This window comes from Corynebacterium sp. ACRPS, assembly GCF_022346005.1.
GTDB lineage: Bacteria > Actinomycetota > Actinomycetes > Mycobacteriales > Mycobacteriaceae > Corynebacterium.
In genome coordinates, this window is the sequence record NZ_JAKRMY010000007.1 from 1 (window position 1) to 19,186 (window position 19,186).

18 protein-coding genes are annotated in these 19,186 nt (G+C 57.4%); 13 read left to right on the forward strand and 5 right to left on the reverse strand.

What is annotated here, in order from left to right; all coding sequences use genetic code 11:
• Nucleotides 1–487: 487 nt before the first annotated feature.
• Nucleotides 488–1,273: a DUF4300 family protein gene (locus MHX65_RS05200; protein WP_239269133.1), complete on the reverse strand. Its 786-nt coding sequence runs from the start codon at nucleotides 1,271–1,273 to the stop codon at nucleotides 488–490.
• Nucleotides 1,274–1,640: 367 nt separating this feature from the next.
• Entirely contained in the window at nucleotides 1,641–2,549 is a 909-nt protein-coding gene (locus MHX65_RS05205; RefSeq protein WP_239269134.1) for an NAD(P)/FAD-dependent oxidoreductase, read from the reverse strand.
• 739 nt (nucleotides 2,550–3,288) lie between these two features.
• On the opposite strand from MHX65_RS05205, the gene MHX65_RS05210 reads away from it, so the two are divergent.
• Together MHX65_RS05210 and MHX65_RS05215 are read left to right on the forward strand one after the other, a co-directional pair.
• A complete protein-coding gene (locus MHX65_RS05210) occupies nucleotides 3,289–3,915 on the forward strand; it encodes an Ltp family lipoprotein (RefSeq protein ID WP_239269135.1) in 627 nt (208 codons plus the stop codon).
• A gap of 119 nt (nucleotides 3,916–4,034) precedes the next feature.
• Nucleotides 4,035–4,184 carry a hypothetical protein gene (locus MHX65_RS05215; RefSeq protein ID WP_239269136.1) on the forward strand — a complete coding sequence of 50 codons (150 nt, stop codon included), beginning with the start codon at nucleotides 4,035–4,037 and terminating at the stop codon, nucleotides 4,182–4,184.
• 38 nt (nucleotides 4,185–4,222) lie between these two features.
• Here MHX65_RS05215 and MHX65_RS05220 read toward each other — a convergent pair whose 3' ends face one another.
• Complete coding sequence (locus MHX65_RS05220) at nucleotides 4,223–4,939, reverse strand: trimeric intracellular cation channel family protein (protein WP_239269137.1); 717 nt, start codon at nucleotides 4,937–4,939, stop codon at nucleotides 4,223–4,225.
• A 137-nt stretch (nucleotides 4,940–5,076) separates the two neighbouring features.
• Between MHX65_RS05220 and MHX65_RS05225 the strand changes: the two genes are divergently transcribed.
• The 11 genes from MHX65_RS05225 to MHX65_RS05275 all read left to right on the forward strand — a co-directional run bounded on the left by MHX65_RS05225 (nucleotide 5,077) and on the right by MHX65_RS05275 (nucleotide 16,599).
• Nucleotides 5,077–6,273 (forward strand): MFS transporter, encoded by a 1,197-nt coding sequence (locus tag MHX65_RS05225; RefSeq protein ID WP_239269138.1) that lies wholly within the window; start codon nucleotides 5,077–5,079, stop codon nucleotides 6,271–6,273.
• A 69-nt stretch (nucleotides 6,274–6,342) separates the two neighbouring features.
• A complete protein-coding gene (glmU, locus tag MHX65_RS05230; RefSeq protein ID WP_284771799.1) occupies nucleotides 6,343–7,788 on the forward strand; it encodes a bifunctional UDP-N-acetylglucosamine diphosphorylase/glucosamine-1-phosphate N-acetyltransferase GlmU in 1,446 nt (481 codons plus the stop codon).
• 16 nt (nucleotides 7,789–7,804) lie between these two features.
• Nucleotides 7,805–8,779 carry a ribose-phosphate diphosphokinase gene (locus MHX65_RS05235; RefSeq protein WP_005279993.1) on the forward strand — a complete coding sequence of 325 codons (975 nt, stop codon included), beginning with the start codon at nucleotides 7,805–7,807 and terminating at the stop codon, nucleotides 8,777–8,779.
• A 469-nt stretch (nucleotides 8,780–9,248) separates the two neighbouring features.
• Nucleotides 9,249–9,908, forward strand: coding sequence for a 50S ribosomal protein L25/general stress protein Ctc (locus MHX65_RS05240; protein ID WP_239269139.1), 660 nt, complete (start codon nucleotides 9,249–9,251; stop codon nucleotides 9,906–9,908).
• A gap of 187 nt (nucleotides 9,909–10,095) precedes the next feature.
• Nucleotides 10,096–10,629, forward strand: a complete 534-nt coding sequence (gene pth, locus MHX65_RS05245; protein ID WP_239269140.1) for an aminoacyl-tRNA hydrolase — start codon at nucleotides 10,096–10,098, stop codon at nucleotides 10,627–10,629.
• Nucleotides 10,630–10,634: 5 nt separating this feature from the next.
• Nucleotides 10,635–11,474 carry a fumarylacetoacetate hydrolase family protein gene (locus MHX65_RS05250; protein WP_239269141.1) on the forward strand — a complete coding sequence of 280 codons (840 nt, stop codon included), beginning with the start codon at nucleotides 10,635–10,637 and terminating at the stop codon, nucleotides 11,472–11,474.
• A 100-nt stretch (nucleotides 11,475–11,574) separates the two neighbouring features.
• Nucleotides 11,575–12,450: a polyphosphate kinase 2 gene (gene ppk2, locus MHX65_RS05255; protein WP_239269142.1), complete on the forward strand. Its 876-nt coding sequence runs from the start codon at nucleotides 11,575–11,577 to the stop codon at nucleotides 12,448–12,450.
• Nucleotides 12,451–12,480: 30 nt separating this feature from the next.
• Entirely contained in the window at nucleotides 12,481–13,659 is a 1,179-nt protein-coding gene (locus MHX65_RS05260) for a sensor histidine kinase (protein WP_239269143.1), read from the forward strand.
• A complete protein-coding gene (locus tag MHX65_RS05265; protein ID WP_239269144.1) occupies nucleotides 13,652–14,311 on the forward strand; it encodes a response regulator transcription factor in 660 nt (219 codons plus the stop codon). Before MHX65_RS05260 ends, MHX65_RS05265 begins: the two co-directional genes overlap by 8 nt.
• Before the next feature lie 85 nt (nucleotides 14,312–14,396).
• The gene (locus tag MHX65_RS05270) at nucleotides 14,397–15,110 is read left to right on the forward strand and encodes an ATP-binding cassette domain-containing protein (protein ID WP_239269145.1); all 714 of its coding nucleotides are present in this window, start codon (nucleotides 14,397–14,399) and stop codon (nucleotides 15,108–15,110) included.
• A complete protein-coding gene (locus tag MHX65_RS05275) occupies nucleotides 15,103–16,599 on the forward strand; it encodes a hypothetical protein (protein WP_239269146.1) in 1,497 nt (498 codons plus the stop codon). The genes MHX65_RS05270 and MHX65_RS05275 overlap by 8 nt, the downstream gene beginning before the upstream one ends.
• 46 nt (nucleotides 16,600–16,645) lie before the next feature.
• Here the strand turns inward: MHX65_RS05275 and MHX65_RS05280 are convergent, their stop codons facing one another.
• Nucleotides 16,646–18,100: a glyceraldehyde-3-phosphate dehydrogenase gene (locus MHX65_RS05280; protein WP_239269147.1), complete on the reverse strand. Its 1,455-nt coding sequence runs from the start codon at nucleotides 18,098–18,100 to the stop codon at nucleotides 16,646–16,648.
• Nucleotides 18,101–18,163: 63 nt separating this feature from the next.
• Nucleotides 18,164–19,159, reverse strand: coding sequence for a nitronate monooxygenase (locus MHX65_RS05285; RefSeq protein ID WP_239269148.1), 996 nt, complete (start codon nucleotides 19,157–19,159; stop codon nucleotides 18,164–18,166).
• Between the last annotated feature and the right edge of the window lie 27 nt (nucleotides 19,160–19,186).

Here is a 19,186-nt window from a genome sequence, read left to right on the forward strand (position 1 = left end):
ACAACGAGACTGCGTCGCGCTTGAACTGCTCGGTGTAGGTCTTGCGTGGCATGGTGGAAAGGTACCTCACTTCCCAGCGAGATGCTGGTTTCAAGGTGTCCACCATCTGGGGGTCAGGTCCACTGACATGCGCAAAGCCACCGCCCCAATAGAACCGGACAAATAAAGCAAACAGCCGGGCCGACGAAGTCGGCCCGGCCCCAGTACCAACTACCCAGAACACGACAGTACCGGGTCCCCAGAACACCGGTACCAAAAACTCGCATCTGACAGTTTAGACCGCGCATCGCTTAAAAAGAAGAATTCAACTGCCAAGGTTCCTATATCACCCACTGACGCCTGAATATGCAGCAACTGTTCGGAAAAGGCGGGAAAGTACTTCCCGCCGCGAGTATTCGAACTATTCCGCCGTGATTTAGCTACTAAACGTCACGTGTCTCTTAACGGGAAGCAGTTGATTACTGTCACACAGGGTTAAACTGCCCTTTTACTTCTTGGCGTAGCGCATTCCTTCTATCACGTCGTCATTGTCAAAGATAATGGGTTGGCCGTATTCCAGATCGGGGCCGTCATCGTATTTATGCATCAGGTAATCATTAAGCTGCTGCATATCCTTCACCGTCACCGCCTGATAAGGCATGTCGAAGGCAAGCTTCTCCAAGAATAGGTAGCCATCCTCATACGGCACGGCAACGCCGGTATGCCCGATGAAAAGCGTGGCCGGTTCTGTCAAGGTATCGTGCGAGAATACCGACACCACTCGGGCATCTGTATCCGCAAACTCGATGCCGCGGTCTTTAAAATAAGCCTTGATATCGGCAATGTGCTGTCCGGGATCTTGCTCCATGGTAGTTTCCACATTCCCATAGAAGGCCTCAAACTTGGCGCGCTCGGCTTCATCAAAGATTTGATCCGGCGCGTTGTCTAGGGACTGTTGGTCTAGGAACAACAAGGAGTCATTGGGGTTGTCCTGGTCATCAACGGAAAAGAGCGAATCCGCCAGGGTAAAGGTATTGATGCGGCAATTGGTACCCACATAATCCGCATGGTGGTCATTCCACGCCTTTGAAATGGCCTCCACATCGTATTCTGGGTCCTGCTTCCTGTACTCCGCGAAGCCTTCGGTCACCATGCTGTCCGTCGGTACAGCAGTGTTGTATTCGTCTACCAGCTCAAAAAAGCCATCGATGCTTTGTTGTGGCACTCCGGCACCGGCAAGCGCAGTGCGGGCCACCTCTTGCGATTGCTTATCGACGAGATTGCTAATAGTCATCCCCGCCAGTAGCTGCGCCGCATCGGCATCTGCGGTCGGAATCTCCGTGTGCTGTTCGCTCGCCGCCTTTGACTGTGCGCCGGCACTGGAGGTCGACGCAGAGTCGGAACTATTCGCAGCCTGATTCGTCTCCCCACTATCTGGATTCGAGCAAGCCGCTAACAATAAACACGCTGTCACGGTAGGGACAGCCAGGTAGGAAAAGCGCATCATCACATGCTAGCGAAAAATGGCCCACACAAGATAGCCCCCTCGAAAAATCGGGTAGCAAGGACTCCCAACGCATCTCGGTTCACCACTTGTTTGTTCTTTGAGGAGAAGCCACCACTATCCAATCTCCAGCATGAGCAACAAAAGTATAAATCCTTCAGCCGGAGATATCCTCATCAAACATCTTCTGATCCACCTTAATGGCAACGGCGGCTCCAGCGCCCATGGCTTGCGGCATTTGGTCTGGGGAGCTTATGACATTTCCTGCAGCCCAAATACCCTCCAGTGACGTCATCCCAGAGTCCGCTTTAACCCAACCGTGTTCTACAGCGCATCCGGCTTGCTTAAGTAGTGAGTCATTAGGAACAAATTCGGGACCGGTAAAACAAGCTTCGTATTCCTTCTTTTTCTGCCCAACGTCAAGTACTACGCCGCCATCAAAGCGTTCAGATTCTCTAACCCCTTGCACCGAATTAGGTTCAATTGTGATTCCTAGCGATTCCATAAGGCGTTTTTCATCCTGGGAAAGCTCCAGCCCATGTGGATAGAAAGTCACTCGATCCGTCCACTTAGTGAGCAGCTTCGTTATACGGAAAGTAAATGGAGGGTTCTTACCACCAATAACGACCAGGTTCTTATTTTTGGCCTCATAACCATGGCAATAAGGACAGTGAAAGACCCGGTTGCCCCACAACTGTTCAAGGCCAGGGATGTCCGGCAATTTGTCAGTGATACCTGTAGCTACGATTACATGGCTCGAGTAAATGGCGTCGCCGCTTTCCAATTCGGTTTTCCACCTATGCGAGTGGTCCTCAGCAGGCATAAGCGACTTCGCAGTTTCAGGGATGACCTCTCCGCCGAACGATTGAAATTCTTGGCGGCCACTTTCCAGCATTTGAACAGGCGATGCAGATTCGAATCCTAAAACTCCGTGGGAATGCTCGCTAAACCTATTGCGTGGCTGATCTGAGTCCACTAACGCGACAGACCGATTCGCGCGAGCCAAGGTAATAGCCGCAGAAGTGCCCGCGAATCCGCCACCAATAATTACTACGTCCACTCTCATAGAAATCTTTTCCTTACCCTACTTTAAGCCAAGGAAAGTCAAGGCAATCTACAATTTTCGTACACATAGGCGATTTTCCTTGCTCGCCTGCATACTTATGTCCGAACCAGTTGATTTAGTTAAACCATTGCTACTTCACACTACAGCCAGATGCTGGGGGTGTGCATCGGCAATAATCACTCATTATCTCTCTTCCGAAAGACCAAAGCGTTGGACAACTCTCCTTACTCGTCTCCCTCCCTTGAAACTCCTGCGCCACTTCCATCAGCAAACGTGGAAAAGCCGCTTTTAAAGCGGTGGTTGGTTCTGGCTATTGTTTATTGGGGCCGCCCTCGTGGTGTTTGTGGCCTTTATTTTTTCCATGCTGAAAATAAGCGAAGCCCAAGACACTGAGGCCGCTTTAGACAAATGCCGCGAGGATGTAACCCGCCGTGCCAAGTACCCCGGTGGAGTCAGTTTTCCAGAAGATATTGATATCCAGTCGGCAGATTCAATAACTGAATCGCCACGTACATACCACGCCTTCGGCCACGTTGATTTTCCCAATGGATTTGGCACTCCAGTCCGAGAGTTCTATTCCTGCAACATTGTCGTTGATTTGGGAGATATTCAAGACAGTACCGTCCGTTGCCAAGGATCCGCTGCGCTAATCGCTCTCGACCACTGCTGCGCTTTTGCAGCCAATGTCGGAAAACTTTCCTCTTTCCCTCTCTCACTCACTTTGAAAGGAACCCACACCATGTCCTCTCCATCCCCCTATTCCGATAATTCTCAACCGGCTGGTCAACCAGCAGCTGGGCAGCCGGCTTCTGAGCAGCCCCAAAAGAAAAAGGGCGGCTGCCTCAAGTGGGGCGCAATCATCATCGGTGTCCTCATCATTATCGCCATCATCGCCAATATGGGCGGTAGCGACGATAAAACCAGCGAAAGCTCTACGGACCAGACCACCCAGCAAGGCACTGTAGAGGCCGCCCCGGAGGAAGAAGCCCAAGAAATAAACGCGGACGACGATGCTCGCGATGAGCACGACAATCAGCCAGAAGAACGAAGCGAAGACCAAGATGTCCCGCGCGAATTCAAGAATGCTTTGAAGAGTGCCAAGGTGTACTCAGATACCATGCACATGTCCAAGCAGGGATTGTACGACCAGCTCAGCAGCGAGTACGGCGAACAATTCAGCCCGGAAGCCGCCCAGTACGCCATTGATAATTTGGAAGCGGACTACCACGATAATGCTCTTCAAACGGCCCGCGATTACGAAGAAACGATGAGCATGTCACCCAATGCTATCTATGACCAACTCGTCAGCGAATACGGTGAAAAATTCACCGCAGAAGAAGCACAGTACGCAGTGGATAATCTGTAGTCGTACCCCACAGGGTACTAGCGCAACTCCGCCGAGGGACCTTGCTCTTGCTTGAGGGCGACGCTTATAGTCGCCCTCACTAGCATTGCGGCAATGTTGCACTCGAAAGGATTCCTGCCATGACCGATCCACACTCCACGTCTACCCCGGAACCTGGTGATGACGATTCCCAGAAGCCATTGCCCCTAACCAAGGATCCGTTCCTTAGGTGGAGCGTTCTTGTCCTTATTATCCTTGTCATCATCGCCATCGTCACCAACCTGCCTTAAAGTCGGCCACGGTACGGTCCTACGCGCCGTCTAAACCGCTAGCGTTTGCGCCGACCGCGGCGAAAGCCTTTTAGCTCCGCCTTCTTCGCAATCGCGGCCACCTGTGCCGCGGTGTAGTTCACTGGCGCGACTCCGGCGCGGGGCAGGACCCATCCCCGCCAGTAGGAAATGATGGCCATGCCACTGCCGATGATTGGGGAAACCACCATCCCCATGGCGAATTGGTCATTGGATGCAAAGGTCACCATGACGATGCCTGTGACGATAGAAGGCACCGCATAGAGGGGGCTGCCGCCAAAAATGGACGGGATTTGTCCAGAGGCGACATCGCGGACCATTCCCCCGCCGACGGCGGTTAAGACACCTAAAAACACGCACGGGATCATGGGCATACCCGCAGCCAGTGCCTTCACACAACCGGTGGTAGACCACATACCCAAAATGATGGCATCGCCGTGCTCGCGGAAAATCTCCCACGCCTTTCCCTTCAGCTCCATGAGGAAGGCGGTCAGCGCCCCGGCACAGGCAAGGCCCAAGTACCAAGGATCTGAAATAGCGGCGGCAGGGCCATCATCGATAAGCATGTCGCGGATCATGCCGCCAGCCAGGCCGGAAAATAAGGCGAGGAAGATAAATCCCACGATGTCGAATTCGCGGCGGCGAGCAATCGTGCCACCGATGATGCCGTTCAAGGCCACTCCGATCAGATCGAAGGCCTGGTACATCGTGTTGATGAGGGGATCCACGTCATGCATAACAACTACTGAACATAGCCGATCGCAGCGGTTTCGCCCTTTCCAGGGGTAGGAAGCGAGTAAAGTTGATCGACGGTCTCTTCTGACCGGATTACAGTGTTATCCCGCTTTGTCTCGGTTATCTCGAAAGTTCTTTCATGTCTAACTCAAATGCTAGGTACTTCATCTGGTCCAATGGCCTGCAAAATTTAGGCGACCAGATCGTTGCTTCCAAAACGGTGCTGCCAGCGCTGTTTAATGCGGCAGGCGTCCCCGCCTTCTTTACCGGCCTGCTTACCCCTATCCGGGAATCTGGCTCCATGCTGCCGCAGGCCGCTCTTACCCCCTGGGTGACCACGCACCGCGCCCGCAAGCGCCTGTGGATGATCGGCTCGACCGGCCAAGCCATCTCCGCCGCCGTGATTGCCCTTGCCGCATTCTTTATCCGCGGCGCATGGCTGGGCGTGGTCGTGCTTCTCGCCCTGGCGGCGCTTTCCCTGTTCCGCGCGTTGTGTTCCATCGCCGGCAAGGACGTGCAGGCGCGCACGATTTCCAAGGGCCAGCGCGGCCGGGTCACCGGATCCGCAGCGGCCTTGGGCGGCGGGGCCACCCTGCTGGCCGGTGTCATCTTATTCCTCTTGGGGGATCTCACGATTTCCACTATGGGCATCGTTTTATTGGTCGGCGCTTCTACTTGGGGCATTGCCACGTGGGTATTTTCGCACGTGGAAGAGCCAGTGCCGGAGGGGGAACAAGAAGGCATCGATAAGAGCTGGTGGTCAGATACCTGGAAGCTTTTTACTGGCGATGCCCAGTTCCGCAACTTCGTCATCGTTCGCGCTCTGTTGCTGGTCTCGGCGCTTTCTACCGCATTTATCATACTGCTGCACGATGACCTTTCCGGCATCTACGGCTTCGTGCTTGCCTCCGGCCTGGCTTCGCTCGTAGGCGGGCGCGTTTCTGGCATATTTTCGGATAGATCCTCCAAGAACACTATGGCGGCTGGTGCGGCCATTTCCTCCGTCATCATTCTGCTCATCGTGGCTAGTTCCCACTGGGCCCCAGACTCCGTGAATGCTTGGGTCATGCCTCTCGGCTTCTTTGCTGTCAACCTCGCGCATACGGCAGTCCGCGTGGCCCGAAAGACCTACGTGGTGGATATGGCGGGCGGCGATAAAAGGACGCAGTACGTGGGTGCCGCGAATACAATGATGGGCATCATTTTGCTCATCATGGGTGGTATTTCCTCCGTCATTGCTCTCGCGGGACCAGAAGCGGCGTTGATTTTCTTGGCGCTCGTTGGCTTTATTGGAGTGTGGCGCGCGGGCAGCCTTAAGGAGGTTTCTCGCACATAGTTGAAATAGGGACTATAAGATGAAGCCCGAAGAACTAATCAAACTCAACCCCCAGGAGTTTTGTTGACCGTGGAAGCAACTATTCCAAGTGCCGTCGTCGTCCTCGCGGCGGGTGCCGGCACGCGCATGAAATCCACAAAGCAAAAGACTTTGCACGAAATTGGCGGTCGCACGCTGCTTGGACACGCGCTGCACGCCGCGGCGGGAATCAATCCGGACCATCTCGTGACCGTCGTGGGCCACCAGCGCGAGCAGGTCTCACCCGTCGTAGAAAAGATTTCGAATGAGCTAGACCGTGAGATCGTGCAGGCCGTGCAGGATGAACAGCGCGGTACCGGCCATGCCGTGTCCTGCGGGATTTCCCCGATTTCTGATTTCGAAGGCACCATCATCGTTACCAATGGTGACGTGCCGCTTTTGACCCCAGAAACCATCGAGGGGCTGCGCGATACCCACACCGCTCAAGGCAATGCGGTCACGGTGTTATCCATGCGCCTTGCAGATCCCACCGGTTATGGCCGCATCATTCGCGACACGGATGGGTCTGTGTCCGCCATCGTGGAGCACAAGGATGCCACCGAAGAACAGCGCCTGGTTGATGAGGTCAATTCCGGTGTTTTCGCTTTCGATGCGGCAGCATTGCGCGATGCCCTGACCAAGCTTGATACCAATAATGCGCAGGGCGAGCTGTACATTACCGATGTCCTCGAAATCGCCCGCACCGCCGGGCATGGCGTGGGTGCGCACGTGGCCGCGGATCCACAGGAACTAGCCGGCGTCAATGACCGCGTGCAGCTGGCCGCTGCCGGCCGCGAGCTCAACCGCCGCATGGTGGAAAAGGCCATGCGCGGTGGCGCCACCATCGTCGATCCAGAGACCACCTGGATCGGCGTTAATGTCACCATCGGCACCGATGTCACCATCCACCCCGGCACTCAGCTATGGGGTGCGACGAGCATCGCCGATAATGCCGAGATCGGCCCGGATTCCACGTTGACGAATATGCAGATTGGTACAGGCGCTTCCGTGGTCCGCACACACGGCAGCGATTCCGTCATCGGCGTCAACGCCAAGATTGGGCCTTTTACCTTTATTCGCCCGAATACCATCGTGGGCGAAGACGGCAAGCTCGGCGGCTTCGTGGAGGCGAAAAATGCCGAGCTCGGCCGCGGTACCAAGGTGCCGCACCTTACCTATATTGGTGATGCCACCGTGGGCGAGGAATCCAATATCGGTGCGTCCTCTGTCTTCGTCAATTACGACGGTGTGAACAAGCACCACACCACCATTGGCAGCCACGTGCGCACCGGCTCGGATACGATGTTTATCGCTCCAGTCAATGTCGGTGATGGCGCGTACTCCGGTGCGGGTACAGTAATTAAAGACGATGTTCCCGCGGGAGCACTCGCAGTCTCCGGTGGCAAACAGCGCAATATCGAAGGCTGGGTTGAAAAGAAGCGTCCGGGCACCCCAGCGGCAGAAGCCGCAGCCCGTGCACAGGACAACGAAAAGTAAAGGGGCATATTCTCCTATGACTGGCAAGGTAACTGGTAGTAGCAAAAACATGAAGCTCTTTTCTGGGCGCGCACACCCAGAATTGGCAGAGGCAGTGGCAAAGGAACTTAACACCGATTTGGTTCCTACCACCGCCCGGGACTTCGCCAATGGCGAGATCTTCATCCGCTTCGAAGAATCCGTGCGCGGCGCTGACTGCTTCGTCATGCAATCGCATTCCCAGCCGCTCAATAAGTGGCTGATGGAACAGCTCATCATGATCGATGCGTTGAAGCGTGGTTCCGCCAAGCGCATCACCGCGATCTTGCCGTTCTACCCATATGCGCGTCAGGATAAAAAGCACTTGGGCCGCGAGCCCATCTCCGCCCGCCTGGTCGCAGATCTCCTGCAGGCAGCCGGTGCGGACCGCATCGTCTCGGTGGACCTACACACGGACCAGATTCAGGGCTTCTTCGACGGCCCAGTGGATCACATGCACGCCCAGCCCATCTTGACGGACTACATCAAGTCCAAGTACGCCACCGATAACATCGCCGTCGTCTCCCCCGATGCCGGCCGCGTGAAGGTCGCCGAAAAGTGGGCCCACGACCTGGGCGATGCCCCGCTGGCCTTCGTGCACAAGACCCGCTCGAATACCGAGGCCAATAAGACGGTCTCCAACCGCGTTGTGGGCGAAGTTGAGGGCAAGGACTGCGTGCTTCTCGATGACATGATTGACACCGGTGGCACCATCGCCGGCGCCGTGCGCGTGCTCAAGGAAGCGGGCGCAAAGAAGGTCATCATCGCCTGTACCCACGGCGTATTCTCTGACCCCGCCCGCGAGCGCCTGTCCGAGTGCGGTGCCGAGGAAGTCATCACCACCGATACCCTGCCGCAGTCCACCGAAGGCTGGTCCAACCTCAAGGTCCTGTCCATCGCCCCACTGCTGGCTCGAACCATCCACGAGATCTTCGAAAACGGTTCTGTAACTACCCTTTTCGACCGCGCATAAGCGTTCCACCGATCGCACTACACCTCACACCCCGCCCTTCGCACTCACCGTGAACGGCGGGGTGTCGGTGTTTTCCATCCCCGTGAGCGCCAAGGGCGTCGCAGGTATACGCAAGCACTACCGCACTACCGCCTGCCGTTCTCCCCACCCTCCCCTCGCGCTCACCGCGCAACCCGAGCTACAGTCATACGCGCCGCCGGTGAGCGCGAAGGGCGCGACGGGCGGGACGGGCGCGAAGGAAGACTAACGGGGCGGGTTTTGGTTTCATCGACCGAGAGATGCTAATCTAACTCAGTCTCGGCGAGGGCGACTCAAAAATTGGGAAGCCGTTATCGACGCGATTGAAGTTAGAGCATGTTGCTTTTATTGACGCCTGCGATGACTCGTCCAAGACGTTCATCGGCAGGCTTTCGTCGTTTTTATAACTTCGATAGCCTCGCCGCACTACACCGACAAAGGAGATTGCATCATGGCAGAGCGCCCAATCATTAAAGCAGAACCACGTACCGTCTTTGGCAAGGGCTACGCCCGCCGCCTGCGCCGCGACTGGAAAGTTCCCGGCGTAATCTACGGTAGCGACCAGGAGCCAGTACACTTCGCAGTGCCCCTGCTGGACATCCAGTCCCTCGTTCGCAACAACGGTGTCAACGCCGTTTTGGAGCTCGAGATCGAGGGTGAGCAGTACCTGACCATGGTCAAGAACGTTGACCAGAACGTGCTCACCATGGACATCGACCACGTTGACCTGCTGCTGATTAAGCGCGGCGAGAAGGTCGAGGTTGAGGTTCCGATTACCCTGACCGGCGAGTCCGCACCGGGCACCATGCACATCCAGGACGCAGACGTCCTCATGGTTGAGGCTGACGTACTGAGCATTCCGGAAGAGATCGAGCTGTCCATCGAGGGCCTCGAGGACGGCGAGGTCATCACCGCCGCCGACATCACCATGCCGGAAGGCACTACCCTGGTGGCAGACCCAGAGACCGTTATCCTCTCCATCTCCCTGCCTGAGGTTGACGAGGAGCTCGAAGAGGCCGCTGAGGCTGCTGAGGAAGGCGGAGCCGACGCTGGTGCCGACTCCGTCGACGAAGAGGGCGAGTCCTCCAAATCCGACGATTCCGAGGAGTAATTTCTCACCCCCTCAAGCACACATCGCCGTGAGCATTGCTGCTCACGGCGATGTCGTGGTTTTATAGATGGTTTTATAAATCTTGTCCGGCAAGTTCACGAATTCTGGGCTTACTACTCAAGTTCATATTCAGTGCCGCATAGGTTTGTATTTCCAATAGAATTTCAATCTATGCGACAATAATGCAGTGACTCCACTACTCGTAGTAGGCCTTGGCAATCCTGGCCCGAAATATTCCGGCACGCGGCACAACATCGGCTTCGACGTTGCGGATGAGCTCGCCGGTGAATTAATGAGCAGCTTTTCGGTGCATAAGAAGACGAATACCGAGGTCGCGGAAGGAATGCTATCCGGCCGCAAGGTCATCTGCGCTAAACCACGGTCCTTTATGAACCTGTCTGGTGGGCCGATCAAGGCACTCGCCCAGTACTTCCATCTGGCACCCGCAGATATTGTGGTGGTGCACGATGAATTAGAGCTCGACTTCGGGACCGTGAAATTGCGCCAAGGCGGTGGCGATCACGGGCACAACGGTCTGCGCTCTACTACGAAGTCGCTCGGTACTAAGGACTATCAGCGTCTTTCCATCGGCATCGGAAGGCCGCCAGGCCGGATGGATCCGTCATCGTTTGTGCTCAAGCCGTGGTCCAAGCAAGAAAAGGTGGAGATCCCCAGCCTCTGCGCTGACGCGGTAGCAGAAATAAGGAGTGCGCTAGACTAGCTGGCATGAAATTGGCTACTCTTCGCACCGCGTTCGGCACCTCCGCAATCCGCATTGAAGGCGATAATGTGGGTGTGGAGCTGGACTACGAAGACGTAGGGGCGCTGCTGCGCAGCGAAGATTGGCGCAAGGCCGCACAACTATCTGGCGAGCCGATAGTCTTTGATCAGCATGATTTAGAAGCAGTCGTCCCAACGCCAGGAAAAATCATCTGCGTAGGACTTAATTACGCCAAGCATATCCGGGAAATGGGCCGCGACTTTCCCGAGCACCCCACGCTGTTTATCAAGTTCGCCGATGCCCTGACCGGCCCCTTCGATGACGTCTATATCCCCGAATACGCTACCCAGAAGCTGGACTATGAGGGTGAGCTTGCGGTGGTCATCGGCGAGCGCACGCACCGCGTAACCCGCGCGGATGCACTAGATTACGTGGCGGGGTATGCCATCATGAATGATTACACCCTGCGCGATTTTCAGCGCCAGACCAGCCAATTCCACGCAGGCAAGTCTTTTTACCGCACCGCAGGCTTTGGACCTTGGCTCACTACCCCTGATGAATGGGCGCCAGGTGGTAACGCGCGCCTTACCACCACGGTTAATGGCGAGGTGCGCCAGCAGGACAATACTGATGACCTCATCTTTTCCATCGCTGAGCTCATCGAATTCTGCTCGCAGCTCTATCCCCTCAACCCCGGTGATGTCATCGTGACCGGTACGCCCGAAGGCGTTGGTTTTGCCCGCGACCCGCAACAATTCCTCCAGGATGGCGATACGGTAGCCATCGACGTCGAAGGGCTCGGCCATATTTCTAATACCACTCGCTACGGCGAGCCCGGCCTCTAAGCCTGCTGCATATACCCCGCACAAGCTGTGGCTGGGTTCTCACTCCAACGAGGGCACACCAGTTTTCTAGATAGTGCCACCAAGCCGTTAAGCTGGAAGAATGAGCACCAAAAGCAGCACATCCCCTAAGAAGCTGAATAAGAAGGCCTACGAAAAAGAGCTCGAGCGGTTGCAAGCAGAGCTCGTCGATATGCAACAGTGGGTTGTTGAGACCGGCGCCCGCGTGGTCATCATCATGGAAGGCCGCGACGCCGCCGGCAAGGGTTCTGCCATTAAGCGCATCACGCAGTACCTCAACCCCCGCACCTGCCGCATCGAGGCGCTTCCGGCCCCGAACTCGCGCGAACAGGGCCAGTGGTATTTCCAGCGCTACGTAGAAAAGCTGCCCACCAAGGGCGAAATCGTCATCTTTGACCGCTCCTGGTACAACCGCGCCGGCGTTGAGCGCGTCATGGGCTTTTGCACCGACCAAGAATACGTCCGCTTCTTGCACCAGGCTCCCACCTTTGAGCAGATGCTTGTGGAAGACGGCATTATCCTGCGCAAATACTGGTTCTCTGTCTCTGATGAAGAGCAGATTAAGCGCTTTGAATCCCGCCGCAATGATCCGCTGCGCCGCTGGAAGCTCTCCCCCATGGATCTCCAATCCATTACTCGCTGGGAGGATTATTCCCGCGCCAAGGATGCCATGTTCATCCACACCGATACCCCGACCGCACCGTGGTACACCGTGGAGTCCGAGGATAAAAAGCGCTCGCGCATCAACGTCATTTCGCACTTGCTCAATACCATCCCTTACGAGAAGATCGAGCGCGAGCTGCCGGAGATCCCACACCGTCCCGATTCCGATGGCAAGACCTACGAGCGCCCAGACCGCGAAGAGTTCCGCTACGTACCGGATGTAGCTGCCAAGCTAGAGGCCTCGTCTACAAAGAAGGATAAGAAGAAAGGCAAGAAGAAGGACAAAAAGAAGTAGTCCCCCGAAGGCGTACTACTATGTCCTGCTATGAGCACTGACACCGTCGCCAAAGCACGCTTGGGAGATAAAATCCTCACCGCGGCGGCAGCGCTCATGGCGCTGTTTTATCTCATCGGGGCTTGGGCGGCTCCAGGAGCTATCGAGCTCATCCAAGCAGCGCTTTCGCTTTTATTCTTGCCCTTCATCTGGGTCTGGCGTACCAAACCGGTACTCAGCGCAGCCGGCTTTATCGTCCTCCTTGGTGCGTGGGCCGCGGCGTGGATAAGCCAGCTACCAGCGAACCTCGGGGTCACTCCATGGGCAATGACCGCGCCGATGGCCGTCTACGCTACCTCCCGCTACGTGGAACGCCGCTCAATTCCCCGCGCGGTGCTTACCGCCGCGTTCTTGGGTTCCTTTATATCGCCTGCGATGTGGCGCATTGACCCCGAGTCCTTTCTCTTATCTTTCCAGCTCGATCGCCGCTACATCACTTTGCTGGTGGTACATTGGGCGGTGCTCGGCAGCGCCTATTTCATCGCCGCACGCTATTTTGATTTGGATAGGCAACGCGAGCGCTTAGCCCAAGAACGGTTCCACCAAGCGCAGGAGGAAGAGCGCTTACTCATCGCGCGGGAATTGCACGATGTCTTGGCCCACTCCCTCACCCTGATCAAGGTCCAAGCTAATGCCGGGATTATCGCCGCGCGCACTGATACCACCGCCGCAGAGGACACTTTGAAGAGCATTCGCGATGGTGCGGATTCCGCGCTGGAGGAAGTGCGCGGCATCGTCACGGCGCTACGCAGCACGGGGCCTGCGGCTTTAGAACCCGCGCACCAGCTCGAGCACGTACAGGGCATCATCGACGGTTTTCGCACCGCTGGCCTGGAGGTTGACGCGGAATTGCCTGCCTCCTACGAGGTTTCCGCGCTGACTCAGCTGGCCCTGGTGCGCATTATTTCTGAAGGGCTGACCAATGCCCTGCGCCACCAAGGCCCCGGCACGCATGTGCAGCTAAAGCTCACGCTTTCCGATGCCGCACGGGTCACCCTCACCTCCACCGCTTCTTCCCCGACTCCCAGTGAGGTATCCGGCAGCGGCGTGGGTTTGGTGGGAGTTAAGGAACGCGCCCAAGCCTTGGGCGGGCACTTAACCAGCAGTGGCGATGCCCAGAAATTTACACTGGCTGCGGAACTACCATTACACAAGGACAACCATGCCTAAGATTCGCGTCATGCTTGCAGACGATCAAGCGATGCTCGTCGCTGCCTTATCGACCATCTTGAACGCGCAGGAAGATATTGAGGTGGTGGCTACCGCAGCCTCCGGAGGCGACGCCGTCTCCTTGGCACTTCGCCACCGCATTGATGTGGCCATTTTGGATATACGCATGCCTGGCATGGATGGAATCGCCGCAGCCCAAGCCATTCTCTCCCGCACCCCTGACTGCCGGATCATCATGCTCACCACGTTCAATGAAGAGGATCTGGTATCTCAATCTATTGCCGCGGGGGCGCATGGATTCTTGCTAAAAGATGCGGATCCAGAGGTGCTGGTAGAAGCCGTACGCGACGTTGCTAAGGGAGAGTCTGTCCTCGCCTCCCAGGTAACGGGCCCTGTTTTAGAGGGCTACCGCAAGGCGCTAACGCACAGCCAGCTTAGTCCGCACGAGCGCCAAGGACTTAGCCTAGTTACTCGGCGCGAGATGGAGGTTCTCTCGCTCATCGCGCGCGGTGCCACGAATCGCGAGATTGCCGGCCACATGTCTATCGCAGATACCACGGTAAAAACGCATGTCTCTGCGCTGATGTCCAAGCTAGCTGCACGCGACCGCGTGGCTTTGGTGCTGCTGGCGCACAAAGCTGGCATTGCTTAGCCTCCTACTGTGGTAGGACTACCCCGGCGCGAAGACCGTCTCGCAGGCGGAAGATTTCGATAGTTGCGCAGCTCATACTTTTGGTATGAGCTATGAGGTTGCTTTCGAACACATCACAAAGTCTTTTGGTTCCCAGGCAGTGCTGCGGGATATCAGTTTTCAGGTCTTACCTGGCCGCGTGCACGCTGTGCTCGGGAGAAATGGCGCCGGCAAGTCCACCTTGTTTTCCATTTTCCTCGGTCTGCTACCCGCCGATTCGGGAACGGTGCGCGTGGCCGGAAAACCATGGTCGCGGGAAGTTCTCGACCATGTTGGCGCCTCGGTTAACGGGCCGGCTTTCTATGGCCACCTGTCCGCCACGGATAACCTCCGCGTGCATACCCGTCTGCTCGGATTGCCCGATACTGAAATCGACCGTGTCTTGCACATTGCTGGTCTAGCCGGGGCTGGTTCTAAGAAGGCAAAGTCTTTTTCCACTGGGATGAAAGCCCGTTTGGCCTTAGCTCAGGCCTTGCTCGGCGATCCGGAAATCTTATTGCTAGATGAGCCGCAAAATGGACTCGATCCACAGGGCATCGCGGAGCTGCGAAAGCTCCTCCAGCAGCTCGCCGCCGCTGGCCATACCGTCGTGGTCAGCTCCCATCAACTCGGTGAGGTCCTTCACCTAGCCCACGACATCACTATCCTGTCCCAAGGCACCATCCGGTATTCCGGCTCCCTGCAGGAACTGGCCCCCAGCGGTGAACTGGAAGCCGAATTCTTCCGCCTGACTTCTGCAGATGGTGAGACCGATGAGTAACCAGTATCGACGGTATCTCTCAGCAGAACTATTGCGTTGCCGCGGCAGCGCCCTGCAGTGGTTACCCTTGCTCGCCCTGCCCCTAGTGATAATGACGGTATTCTTTTCTGCGTTCGCTTCCTCCGCTGAGGACGCTACCGGGGTTCTTGGCTGGCAGTCCATGTTTATCACCGGGATGTACGCGCCGCTCATTGCGCTTTTTGCTGGCGTTCCAGAGCGCCGCGAGGTGCTCAGCCGCGGCGGCGGCACCCTATGGCGCCGGATTCATCCTCGCTACGAGCACGCCTCCCGTTTCTTCATCGTCGTGGCAAGCCTCGCAGTCTTTCACCTTCTTAATTTCGGTCTGTCCTGGGCTGCGGTTGCAGCGCAAGGGCGTGCAGACCACCAGCTGCTTCTCATCACTGGGGCTTATTCTTTCCTCGGAGCCATCGGCATCGCAGGGCTTGCGACCGCATGCGCCCGCAGGCTGGGCTTTGCCGTCACGCTTATCCTCGCGGTTATCTGGCAGGTCATTAGTGTGCTTCCTCGCGTTGTCGAAGGGCAGCTATGGTGGGCCTTCCCACCCGCGTGGCCGCTGCGGTTACTGTTGCCTGCGCTACGTATCCACCAAAATTCGGTTCCGCTCGATCCTGGCGATCCACTCCTGCTGGAAAGTCCGCTTCCTGCACTGGCGTTATGCCTCATCCTCGCTGTAGCGGGGGCTTTGACCGCGACTATGACGCCTCGGCGAGTACGTCCGCTTTCCCGACGCCGCCGCGTGGCGATATCCACGGTCAGTACCGTCGCCACTCCGGCTCAGGGATGGCAGCCTGCGGCTGTCCCTCGTGCCGCTGCCCGCTCGCGCCGTGCCGATGCGCTGCGTGGCTTTCACCGGGCCATAATGACGCCAGTGGTCATTACGTGCTTGGTATTAAGCGCCTTAGCGCTGATCTTTATTGCCCTTATCTATCCACCACGTTATGTGCAGGGATTCTACGTATTTTTGCTTCTCCCTGTGGGTGCCGGTGTACTTCCTGTACTGGTCTGGCCGGGGTTCTCGGGCGCGTGGCCGATTGTTTATACAGAATCTCGCCACTGCTCTACTGCCCTTCTCCTGTGGTTACTGGGCATCATCGCAGCGGTGTGCACTTGTGCTTCGGTCGCGATTATCTTTGCCGGTGAAACCACCCTAGCTGTGCTCGCCCAACTGCCGCTGGCCATCGGCGTCGGGTACGTCCTCGCGGCGGTGTCGCTCATCGTCATCATCCGCTTTGGTATCTGGAGTTCGCTTGCTCTCACCATCATCGGCACCATTGTCTCCGTGACGGTAGGCGGCGATGTCCTCGCGAAGACTATCCTTTGGCTCATTGCCTTCCCAGCCTGGCCGATGAATGCGGATTCTCCCGACCGCTACGCCGCTGCGGCAATGATGACTCTGCTTTTCGCCGCCATTACTTCTTGGGCCGCCAAGCGGTTGCTGCGCACACGGGCACTTCGCCCCACCGCTTAAATAACTAAGGCCCGCAGGGACTCCGCGGGCCTTAAACTATGCAAGCTTAAAGCTCAGAGGGAGATACGCGCTTGGGCAGGACCACCGGGCGGGCATTAGAAAGCCCCTCCACCACGCGGATGACCTGGTTGGAGTAACCGAACTCGTTGTCGTACCAGACGTAGAGCACCAGGTGCTTGCCGGAAGCGATGGTGGCGATGCCATCGACGATGCCGGCATTAGTATTGCCCACGAAGTCGCTAGAGACGACCTCTGGGGAGGCGATGTAGGAAATCTGCTGGCGCAGATCAGAGTGCAGGGAGACGTTACGCAAGAAGTCATTGACCTCATCGCGGTCGACCTCTTGCTCCAGCTCCAAGTTAAGCACCGCCATGGACACATCCGGGGTAGGAACGCGGATGGCGTTACCGGTCAGCTTGCCTTCGAACTCCGGCAGAGCCTTGGCCACAGCCTTGGCGGCACCGGTGGCGGCAAGCACCATGTTCAGGCCAGCGGCGCGGCCGCGGCGCTCGCCCTTGTGGTAGTTATCAATGAGGTTTTGGTCATTGGTAAACGAGTGCGCGGTTTCCACGTGGCCGTGGGCCACGCCGTAGCGGTCATTGATCACCTTGAGCACCGGGGTAATGCCGTTGGTGGTGCACGATGCGGCGGAGAGGATCTTATCGTCATCGGTAATGGCGGAATCGTTGATGCCAAAGACGATGTTTTTGATATCGCCCTTGCCCGGCGCGGTCAGCAGCACGCGGGCCACGCCCTTGGCCTCTAGGTGCTGGGACAGGCCTTCCTTATCGCGCCAAACACCGGTGTTATCCACCAGCACGGCGTTGTTGATGCCGTATTCGGTGTAATCGATCGTGGCTGGGTCGTTGGCGTAGATCATCTGGATCTTGGTGCCATTGGCCCAGATAACCTGTTCTTCCTCGTCCACGCTGATGGTGCCGTTGAAGGCGCCGTGGACGGAATCGCGGCGCAGGAGGCTGGCGCGCTTGATAATGTCCCCTTCGCCCTTATTGCGCACCACAATCGCGCGCAGGCGCACGCCGCCGTAAGCGGCCTCGCGGGCAACAAGGATGCGGGCAAGGAGGCGGCCGATGCGGCCAAAGCCGTACAGCACGACATCGGTTGGGTCGATATCCTCGCCGGCACCGACGATTTCCGTGAGTTCATCTTCGAGGTAGCGGCGCAGGTCTTCTTCGCCTGACTCTTCAAAGCCCAGGAGGAGGCGTCCGACGTCGATGGACGCGGAGCTTAGGTTCATATCCGCTAACTCGGACAGGATGGGCAGGGTTTCTGCCGTGGAGAGCTGGCGCTGGGCAATGCGGCGTCCGTAGCGGTGGGACTTGATGATGTCGATATCGGTCTGCCCCACCAGCGGGCGGCCGAAGATGGTGGCGACGACGTTGTTATTGCGGTGCAGTTGGTGGATGAGGGGAATCATCTGTTGCGCCAATTCGAGGCGCTCGTTCCAGTCATCATGTCCAATATGTGCGTTCGCAGTCACGAGGCTCCATCCATTTCTATTTCGGGGGTGGCTAGAAATCTTCGCCCCAAATTTTAGCGTGTATCAGTGTTTGTTTTGGCATAGGGAGTCCAGAATGTCTGCGACACTACCCCCGCGGATTTTGGCGGCCGGCTCACCTACGAGGCAGTAGGCTACGGCGTCATCGTGCTGCGCTCGGCGTTCCTTGAGCACGGAATTAAGCATGGGATATACCGGAGGTACATCGGGGTGGGCGCGGGTGTAGTCGGTCTCTAAACCGCGGGCATGGCGCCCCGAAAAGGCGCGGGTGGAGACGGTGGCCCCGCCGCGCTGGAGAAGCTTACGGTTGTAGTCACTGGTTCCGGCTTCTTTACTCAGCAAAAAGGCAGAGCCGCACGACGCGGCGGCCACGCCGGGCAGGCTTAAAACCTGGGTTACCTCTCCTGCCGTGCGCAACCCGCCTGCGGCAATCAGCGAGATGTTTGGTGCGACCGTGTGGACGGCTTCGTGGACGGCGGCGATGAGATCTGGCAGAGGTCGATCATCGGGAAGCGCGGTGCGGTCCCACGTGCCGCGGTGCCCGCCGGCATAAGGGCCCTGTACGCACAGCGCGTCCACTCCCAGTTTGGCGGCGGCGCGGGCCTCATCGGGTGTGGTGACGGTGGTCCAAGCCTCGGCACCCGCGGCGTGGATGCGGGCAAGCTGCGCTGCATCAAAGGTGCCGAACATGGACCACACGACGCGCGCGCCGCCCTGCAACGCCAGCTCGAGCTTGTCGCGGAAGCCGAAGGAATAATCGGGATCCGGTAGCGAGGTGCCTTCGGCCGCGGCCAGGTCCGCGGCGGCGGCCAACTGCTCAGGAGTTAACGGATCCTGCGGGCAAAACAGGTTCGCCCCAAAGGGGATGCCGGCGCAGGCATCAATCTGGCTGCGGGCAGAATCCACGCTGGCAGACCCAAGCCCCAAGGTGCCAAAGGAGCCCGCCGCATGCGCGGCGCGCACCAGATCCACGGTGGTAGGCCCGCCCGCCATGGGCGCTGGCATTACGGTTCGGCGCAAAGATTGAATAACCTTGCTCATAGGAAACCACTGTACCAAGCTAGAAAG

Coding starts and splice junctions, on each gene's coding strand:
- MHX65_RS05225 (WP_239269138.1), top strand. CDS start 5,077: ATGTCTAACTCAAATGCTAGGTACTTCATCTGGTCCAATGGCCTGCAA.
- MHX65_RS05240 (WP_239269139.1), top strand. CDS start 9,249: ATGGCAGAGCGCCCAATCATTAAAGCAGAACCACGTACCGTCTTTGGC.
- MHX65_RS05265 (WP_239269144.1), top strand. CDS start 13,652: ATGCCTAAGATTCGCGTCATGCTTGCAGACGATCAAGCGATGCTCGTC.
- MHX65_RS05220 (WP_239269137.1), bottom strand. CDS start 4,939: ATGCATGACGTGGATCCCCTCATCAACACGATGTACCAGGCCTTCGAT.
- MHX65_RS05275 (WP_239269146.1), top strand. CDS start 15,103: ATGAGTAACCAGTATCGACGGTATCTCTCAGCAGAACTATTGCGTTGC.
- MHX65_RS05270 (WP_239269145.1), top strand. CDS start 14,397: ATGAGCTATGAGGTTGCTTTCGAACACATCACAAAGTCTTTTGGTTCC.
- MHX65_RS05235 (WP_005279993.1), top strand. CDS start 7,805: ATGACTGGCAAGGTAACTGGTAGTAGCAAAAACATGAAGCTCTTTTCT.
- MHX65_RS05200 (WP_239269133.1), bottom strand. CDS start 1,273: ATGACTATTAGCAATCTCGTCGATAAGCAATCGCAAGAGGTGGCCCGC.
- ppk2 (WP_239269142.1), top strand. CDS start 11,575: ATGAGCACCAAAAGCAGCACATCCCCTAAGAAGCTGAATAAGAAGGCC.
- MHX65_RS05205 (WP_239269134.1), bottom strand. CDS start 2,549: ATGAGAGTGGACGTAGTAATTATTGGTGGCGGATTCGCGGGCACTTCT.
- MHX65_RS05285 (WP_239269148.1), bottom strand. CDS start 19,159: ATGAGCAAGGTTATTCAATCTTTGCGCCGAACCGTAATGCCAGCGCCC.
- MHX65_RS05215 (WP_239269136.1), top strand. CDS start 4,035: ATGACCGATCCACACTCCACGTCTACCCCGGAACCTGGTGATGACGAT.
- MHX65_RS05210 (WP_239269135.1), top strand. CDS start 3,289: ATGTCCTCTCCATCCCCCTATTCCGATAATTCTCAACCGGCTGGTCAA.
- MHX65_RS05250 (WP_239269141.1), top strand. CDS start 10,635: ATGAAATTGGCTACTCTTCGCACCGCGTTCGGCACCTCCGCAATCCGC.
- MHX65_RS05260 (WP_239269143.1), top strand. CDS start 12,481: ATGAGCACTGACACCGTCGCCAAAGCACGCTTGGGAGATAAAATCCTC.